Source organism: Myroides sp. C6-3, from assembly GCF_050522425.1.
Classification (GTDB): domain Bacteria; phylum Bacteroidota; class Bacteroidia; order Flavobacteriales; family Flavobacteriaceae; genus Flavobacterium.
Genome location: NZ_JBMVQP010000040.1, coordinates 23,482 through 30,245 on the forward strand (window position 1 = coordinate 23,482; position 6,764 = coordinate 30,245).

At 36.6% G+C, this 6,764-nt stretch carries 6 protein-coding genes; 3 read left to right on the forward strand and 3 right to left on the reverse strand.

Going from position 1 to position 6,764, the window contains the following annotated elements; translation table 11 throughout:
• Nucleotides 1-116: 116 nt before the first annotated feature.
• From ACPDG9_RS14100 to ACPDG9_RS14110, 3 genes are all read left to right on the forward strand, one after another.
• Nucleotides 117-806, forward strand: a complete 690-nt coding sequence (locus ACPDG9_RS14100; RefSeq protein ID WP_430528360.1) for an OmpW/AlkL family protein — start codon at nucleotides 117-119, stop codon at nucleotides 804-806.
• Between the two features lie 116 nt (nucleotides 807-922).
• On the forward strand, nucleotides 923-2,248 hold the full coding sequence (locus ACPDG9_RS14105) for an MATE family efflux transporter (RefSeq protein WP_430528361.1): 1,326 nt from the start codon (nucleotides 923-925) through the stop codon (nucleotides 2,246-2,248).
• A gap of 168 nt (nucleotides 2,249-2,416) precedes the next feature.
• Complete coding sequence (locus tag ACPDG9_RS14110) at nucleotides 2,417-4,420, forward strand: heavy metal translocating P-type ATPase (RefSeq protein WP_430528362.1); 2,004 nt, start codon at nucleotides 2,417-2,419, stop codon at nucleotides 4,418-4,420.
• 172 nt (nucleotides 4,421-4,592) lie between these two features.
• Here the strand turns inward: ACPDG9_RS14110 and ACPDG9_RS14115 are convergent, their stop codons facing one another.
• From ACPDG9_RS14115 to ACPDG9_RS14125, 3 genes are read right to left on the reverse strand one after another with little or no spacing between them, the layout of a single operon-like run.
• Entirely contained in the window at nucleotides 4,593-5,195 is a 603-nt protein-coding gene (locus tag ACPDG9_RS14115) for a hypothetical protein (RefSeq protein ID WP_430528363.1), read from the reverse strand.
• The gene (locus ACPDG9_RS14120) at nucleotides 5,185-5,697 is read right to left on the reverse strand and encodes an RNA polymerase sigma factor (RefSeq protein WP_430528364.1); all 513 of its coding nucleotides are present in this window, start codon (nucleotides 5,695-5,697) and stop codon (nucleotides 5,185-5,187) included. The genes ACPDG9_RS14115 and ACPDG9_RS14120 overlap by 11 nt, the downstream gene beginning before the upstream one ends.
• 6 nt (nucleotides 5,698-5,703) lie before the next feature.
• Nucleotides 5,704-6,555 carry a TraB/GumN family protein gene (locus tag ACPDG9_RS14125; RefSeq protein ID WP_430528365.1) on the reverse strand — a complete coding sequence of 284 codons (852 nt, stop codon included), beginning with the start codon at nucleotides 6,553-6,555 and terminating at the stop codon, nucleotides 5,704-5,706.
• Between the last annotated feature and the right edge of the window lie 209 nt (nucleotides 6,556-6,764).

A 6,764-nucleotide genomic window follows, 5' to 3' on the forward strand; every position in this document is an offset into this window, starting at 1 on the left:
AATGCCTCATCTTTAAAATTTCATCTAAATAAAATCATAACACAATGATAAAAATCATGTTTTTATACTAAAACAATAAATACATTTGTTCTAGTATAATTGTAATACAGAAAACTATGAAAAAGCTATTTCTATCAGTATTAGGAGCTGTTTTATTAATGGGTAATACAGCAACTGCTCAAGAAACACCAACAAACGAGAAAGAATCGTACAAATGGCAAGTACGCCTAAGAGGTGTAGGAGTGATTCCTCACAATAGAGCTGACATTAGCACGATTGGAGGGCAAATAGATGTGAATAACAACTTTATTCCTGAGCTTGACTTTACGTATTTCTTTACAGAAAACATTGCAGCTGAATTAATCTTAGGAACATCGAGACATACAGTGGGAACTTTAGGTTCTGATTTAACTGCTGTAGATAAAGGTTCTGTAGCTAATGTAGACTTAGGTAGTGTATGGTTATTACCTCCTACGTTAATGGTACAATACCACTACCCTGTAACTAGCAATTTCAAACCTTATGTAGGGGCTGGGGTAAACTACACCATTTTCTACAACGAAAAATCGGGAGCTGCGAAAGGCATTTCCTATGACAATAAATTTGGTTGGGGATACCAATTCGGATTTGACATTGACATCACAGATAAATTCTTCATCAACGTTGACTTCAAAAAATTATTCTTGAAAACAGACGTAACGGTAGATGCTACAAATTTAAATCCAACAGGACAACAATTAGATATCCCTGCTAAAGTAAAAATCGACCCTATGTTGATTGGTTTTGGTGTGGGGATGCGTTTTTAAATCATTCAATTAATTTTTTTTTTCATAAGTGTTCCTGATCCCAAGAGATTAGGAACATTTTTTTTGCTCTTTGTTTTTATCGATCTTTGTCTACCAAGTACAAAGCCACACAATACATGGATCAACCAATTACCTTTAAAGGGATTAACAGACTTGCTATACCAGCTATTTTTTCAGGAATATCTGAATCGATCATTACCTTAACAGATATTGCCATTGTGGGTAATATCAAAGAAAACAGCGTTGAAGCTTTAGGCGCTGTAGGGTTAGTTGGCTCCTTCTTATCGGCTATTATCTGGGTAGTCGCCCAGACCAAAACCTCTCTTTCTGCTACCGTATCCCAACATTACGGTTCAAATCGACTTACGGTAATCAAAACACTAATCCCTCAAGCCATCTTATTCAATTTTGCTTTGAGCGTTTTTTTGTTTTTAACTACTACCTTTTTTGTACACGAAATTTTTACGGCATACAATGCAGAAGGATTATTGCTTACCTATGCGAAGGAATACTACCTAATTCGAGCATGGGGCTTTCCTTTAACACTAATTACCTTTGCTTTATACGGCATATTTAGGGGATTGCAAAACACAATTTGGGCAATGAAATGTAGTCTAACAGGAGCTGCTCTTAATGTTGTTCTCACCTATATTCTCGTTTACGGAATAGAGGGATTTATCCCGGCGTTTCACATCAAAGGCGCCGCCTATGCCAGTATAGTAGCTCAAACCGTTATGCTTATTATGGCTTTTTACTACTTCTTCAAGTACACCCCTTTTTCCATGCGATTAAGCAAAAACATCAATCCTACGTTAAAGCCATTTATTAGTATGAGCTTTAATTTTATCATTAGAACCGCTACCTTAAACGTAGCCATATACTTAGCCAATGCCTATGCAACAGGTTACGGAAAAAGCTTTATCGCTGCACAAAGTATCCTAATGAATATTTGGCTCTTCTTTTCCTTTTTTATTGATGGTTATGCAACAGCCGGAAATGCCATGGCTGGAAAACTTTTTGGTGAACGCAACTACACAGCCATGTGGCAAATGAGCAAAGCCATTAGTAGATATGCTAGTATTATCTCCATTATACTCATTGCCATTTGCTTTGCCTTTTACGAACAAATTGGTCTATTATTCAATCAAGACCCAGAGGTAATTCTCGTTTTCACTTCTGTTTTTTGGATTATTTTATTAGTACAACCCATCAATTCCCTCGCCTATATTTACGATGGTATATTCAAAGGTATGGGCGATGCTAAATTCCTGAGAAACAACTTGATCTTTGCTACTTTTTGTGGTTTTCTACCTACATTACTCCTCTTAGACTATTTTGGTTTTCAATTGTACAGCGTTTGGCTTGCCTTCGCCGTTTGGATGTGCTGCAGAAGTTTTCCGTTGATGTATACTTTTAAAAAGAAATATGTAGAAAAAGGTTAACTTTTTTCGTTCGTTGTTCGTTGATTTTCGTTTAAAGAAAAGTTCATCTTTTTTAGAAAAATCTACCGTTCACCGTTAACTAATGTAGCAGTGTTGCAAACTTGATTCCCTCCTATTTATATTGTACAGAAGTACTTAACTTTGTATGTAGAATAAATATAAATAGATATGATACATCAAGATAAAAACAGTTGTTGCAATTCAAAACTTGAATTCAGCAATAAAACACCCCATAAACACGATCACAAGCACGACCATGACGACCATAGTCATGATGATCACGACCACAATCACGGTGAAATGAGTAGCAAGTACGCTATTGGATTTAGTATTGTGATGTTTTTCTTGGGTGTGCTCTTTGCCAATATACTTAAAGCCGAATGGTTTGTCAACAACCCAACACTTCGTGTACTATGGTATCTAGCAGCTTACGTTCCTGTTGGGTTACCTGTTCTCAAAGAAGCTTTTACACTCTTACGTAAAAAAGATTTCTTTAATGAGTTCTCCTTGATGGGGATTGCTACTTTAGGTGCCTTTGCCATTGGAGAGTATCCTGAGGCGGTGGCGGTAATGCTATTTTACACCATTGGAGAAATGTTTCAAGAGTCGGCTGTTAACAAAGCGAAAGGAAATATTAAAGCACTCTTAGATATTCGTCCCAATGAAGCAAGTGTGTTTAGAAACAATTCCTTCACTGTTGTCAATCCAGAGGAAGTAGGTATCGGAGAACGCATTCAAGTCAAAGTAGGAGAAAAAATCCCATTAGATGGTGAACTTCTTTCTGACAAAGGGAGTTTCAATACCGCAGCACTCACAGGAGAAAGTAAACCTTCTACCTATAAAAAAGGAGAAACTGTACTAACAGGGATGATCAACTTAGAGCAAGTAATCGAAATTCAAACAACCAAGTTATACCAAGACAGTTCCCTGGCAAAAATACTAGAAATGGTACAGGAAGCTAGTGCTCGTAAAGCACCGACAGAATTGTATATTCGAAAATTTGCCAAAATTTATACTCCCATTGTATTCTTTCTAGCTGTACTCCTAACCCTTGTTCCTTTCTTTTTCTTAGGTGATGCTTATGTCTTCACCCAATGGCTAGAACGAGCGTTGGTTTTCTTGGTTATTTCTTGCCCTTGTGCTTTGGTTATTTCAGTTCCTTTGGGGTATTTTGGAGGAATTGGAGCTGCTTCTAGAAATGGAATTCTATTTAAGGGATCTAATTTCTTAGAACTAATGGCAAAGCTCGATGTGGTTGTCATGGATAAAACAGGAACCTTAACAGAAGGCGTTTTTAAAGTTCAAAAAGTAGAGACTACACTTCCAAAAGACCAATTTGTTCAACTGGTGGCTGCTATTGAAAAACAATCAACACATCCCATTGCTAAAGCCATAGTAGAGGCTTATCCAACAGATTTAGTAGCTGATAATGTAAGAGAAATCTCAGGTAAAGGATTAGCTGGTGTGATTGATGGTCAAGAGATATTAGTCGGAAATGCGGCATTACTCACCCATTTCAATATTGCTTTTCCCAATGAAATACACGATATCGTTGAGAGTATCGTTGTCGTTTCAATAGGGAATTCTTATGCGGGTTACATCACTATTGCAGATGAAATTAAAACTGACGCTAAGGAAGCTATTCGCCTAATGAAATCTATGGGGGTACAAAAAACGGTAATGCTCAGTGGAGATAAAGATACTATTACCCAGAAGGTAGCTAAAGAAACAGGAATTGATGTCGCACTAGGAGGATTGCTTCCTGAAGGAAAAGTTGAAGAGGTAGAAAAATTAAAAAAAGAACACCCTACGAGTTCTATTGCTTTTGTAGGAGATGGAATCAATGACGCTCCAGTATTAGCGTTAAGTGACGTAGGTATTGCCATGGGTGGTTTAGGTAGTGATGCTGCGATTGAAACAGCTGATGTTGTTATTCAAACGGATCAACCTTCTAAAATAGCAACTGCTATACACATCGGTAAAGAAACCCGTAAAATTGTGATTCAAAACATTACGCTTGCTCTAGTTATCAAGGTTATAGTATTGATCCTAGGTGCTGGTGGAATCGCCACCATGTGGGAAGCTGTCTTTGCAGACGTAGGTGTTGCTTTACTTGCTATCTTAAACGCCGTGAGAATTCAAAATATGAAATTTATTTCCTCTACTTCATAAGCTAAAAACGTCCTATGGTATAGGACGTTTTTTTTATCTAGCCTTGTCTATAAGCAATATATGCACCGATGCCTATACCAATAAGAAACAGTTTAAAAGCAAAACGAAGGTTATGCTGTTTACTAAAAGACCCTTGTTTTATTTTCATATTCATCCAATGTTTACAATATTATTATTCTTCTGTTGTCATTTTAAACTGATCCAACGTTTCTTTTATCTGTTTGAAGTATCGTCCATATAATCGCTTGATCCAATATTTACAAACAAAAAAAACAAAAAAGCATAGACCTATTAAATAAAGTACAAACCACCAATGAGTAAACAACCCCTCTATTTTGTCTGGAGTGAATCCCATAAAAAAAGGTATAAAGAAGATAACAAAAGGAGCGACGGAGCAACAAAAATTTTCATAGAGTTGAACGTACATACGCGTATGAAAATAAACCTCGTACAAACTATCCCGAGAATTCATCTCAAATGTACTTGAAGTGCGATAAAAAATAGCCATTTTTAGGATATAATAGAATGACACAAACGCAAATAGCAGATAAACGATATAGAACATCGCTCTGTTTTCTTCTGGTATAGCGTAAAGTTGTGGAAAAAAAGCAATCCCAACAACACTCACCGATTGCAGTACAATATCTTTTAACGCATTCTTGCGAATGCGATCCAATGGCAAACGATCAACAGACGAAACCAATGATTCTTCCGTCAATTTAGGAGTACTAATTTCTTGAGTCTCCCAAGATTTCTTTATCTCATCAAAATTCATATCCTTTTTGCTTTATTAGTTCTTGTAGTTTATTTTTTGTGCGATTTAGTTTAACACGTGCATTTCCTTCTGATATTCCAAGATTCTCACCAATTTCAATATGGGAGAATCCTTCTAAATACAAAAAAATCAACGCTTTTTCAACGTCATTGAGTTCGTGAATAGCCTTATATAGCAGTTGTACTTGCTGTTCTACTTCTGAATCTATCTCTTCATTCCGTAGCTGGTGCTGTGCTGCCTCTAATCGAAACGTAACTTTTGAACGCTTACTGTCTTTTTTAAAGTAAGTAATGGCGGTGTTCAAACAAACGCGATACATCCATGTGGAGAATTGACTATTGCCTTTAAAACCGCTATAGGACTTCCAAAGTTGACAGACCATTTCCTGATACAAATCTTCCTGATCAGATTTATCATCCATGTAAAGCTTAGCTACCTTAAACAAGATACCTTTATGATCATTCACCCGTTCTAAGAATTCTTTTTCTAAATTAACTTGCACAACCTCTTACTTTAAAACTGCAGTAATGGTAAATCCTTGGTTTCTCAACAGCTGTATTACACCATGTTCACCTGCTAAATGTCCTGCTCCAACTGCAAATAACGTAGGTGCTTTAGGCATAAGATCCCTCATCTTTTCTACCCAAGCGTGATTGCGATTGTCCAACAAAGCCACTCTCATTTCCTCTGTTAGGAATCCAGACTCAATTGTCAATTCATAGAGCGCCTCAATATCTTCTTGATTAAATGCTTTAACTAGGGTAACAAATTCTTCTGCTGCCTGTTCTTTCTCTCTTACTTGCGTCAAAATATCTTTAGCTGTATAGCATTGATTAGTAAGCTCAACTTGATCTTTAAAACGCTCTAACCCTAAAAAGTATTTATTTTTACTCAATCCTAGGTTTAAAATCTCTATATCATATCCCGTTGTCTCACAAGAGACCTCCTTAGCTGCTAACAACCCCATCAATATAATGGGGGGATAGTGATCCACAACTTTCATATCTAAAGCATACTTACTTTTTAACAAGGCGCTAAACTCCTCTCTCTCCGCGTCTGTTAATTGTGAAGAAAGCGCAGCGGGCGAAACTATCAATTCTTGAATACTCATTAATTCATTGACATCTACTAAATTTACCTCTAAAGCAATTTGTTCTACTTCATCAATAGCGCGCAGCACTTTATCTGCTACCTGTACATCCCCAGTACAAACCATGTGAACCGTGCCTAGTAAATAGGAAGGCGATTTCAATTCATTGCCTTGGATCTCCCAGAGAATTGATTTTTCTAGATTTTGCTGCGCATAAACGCTAACAATAGTGATTGTAAAAAAGAAGGTAGTAAGAAATAAACGTTTCATGTATGTTGTCTTAGCGTATTTAAAGAGTTAGTACACAAAATACAAAAACGTTACATTAAATTATGTTTTTTTTGTTGTTGGTTGTTGTTCGTCGTAGCGACTATCGTCTAAAGAAAGGGCTTTCTATTTCTGGACAATCTACTGATACCACATAACAGATCACTGATAACTAAAAAAACCGATGTCGCGGATTTGCAATCCGTGACTTT

Bases quoted from the DNA above. Each gene is read 5' to 3' on its own strand.
- ACPDG9_RS14110 (WP_430528362.1), top strand. From the start codon at position 2,417: ATGATACATCAAGATAAAAACAGTTGTTGCAATTCAAAACTTGAATTC.
- ACPDG9_RS14115 (WP_430528363.1), bottom strand. From the start codon at position 5,195: ATGAATTTTGATGAGATAAAGAAATCTTGGGAGACTCAAGAAATTAGT.
- ACPDG9_RS14125 (WP_430528365.1), bottom strand. From the start codon at position 6,555: ATGAAACGTTTATTTCTTACTACCTTCTTTTTTACAATCACTATTGTT.
- ACPDG9_RS14105 (WP_430528361.1), top strand. From the start codon at position 923: ATGGATCAACCAATTACCTTTAAAGGGATTAACAGACTTGCTATACCA.
- ACPDG9_RS14100 (WP_430528360.1), top strand. From the start codon at position 117: ATGAAAAAGCTATTTCTATCAGTATTAGGAGCTGTTTTATTAATGGGT.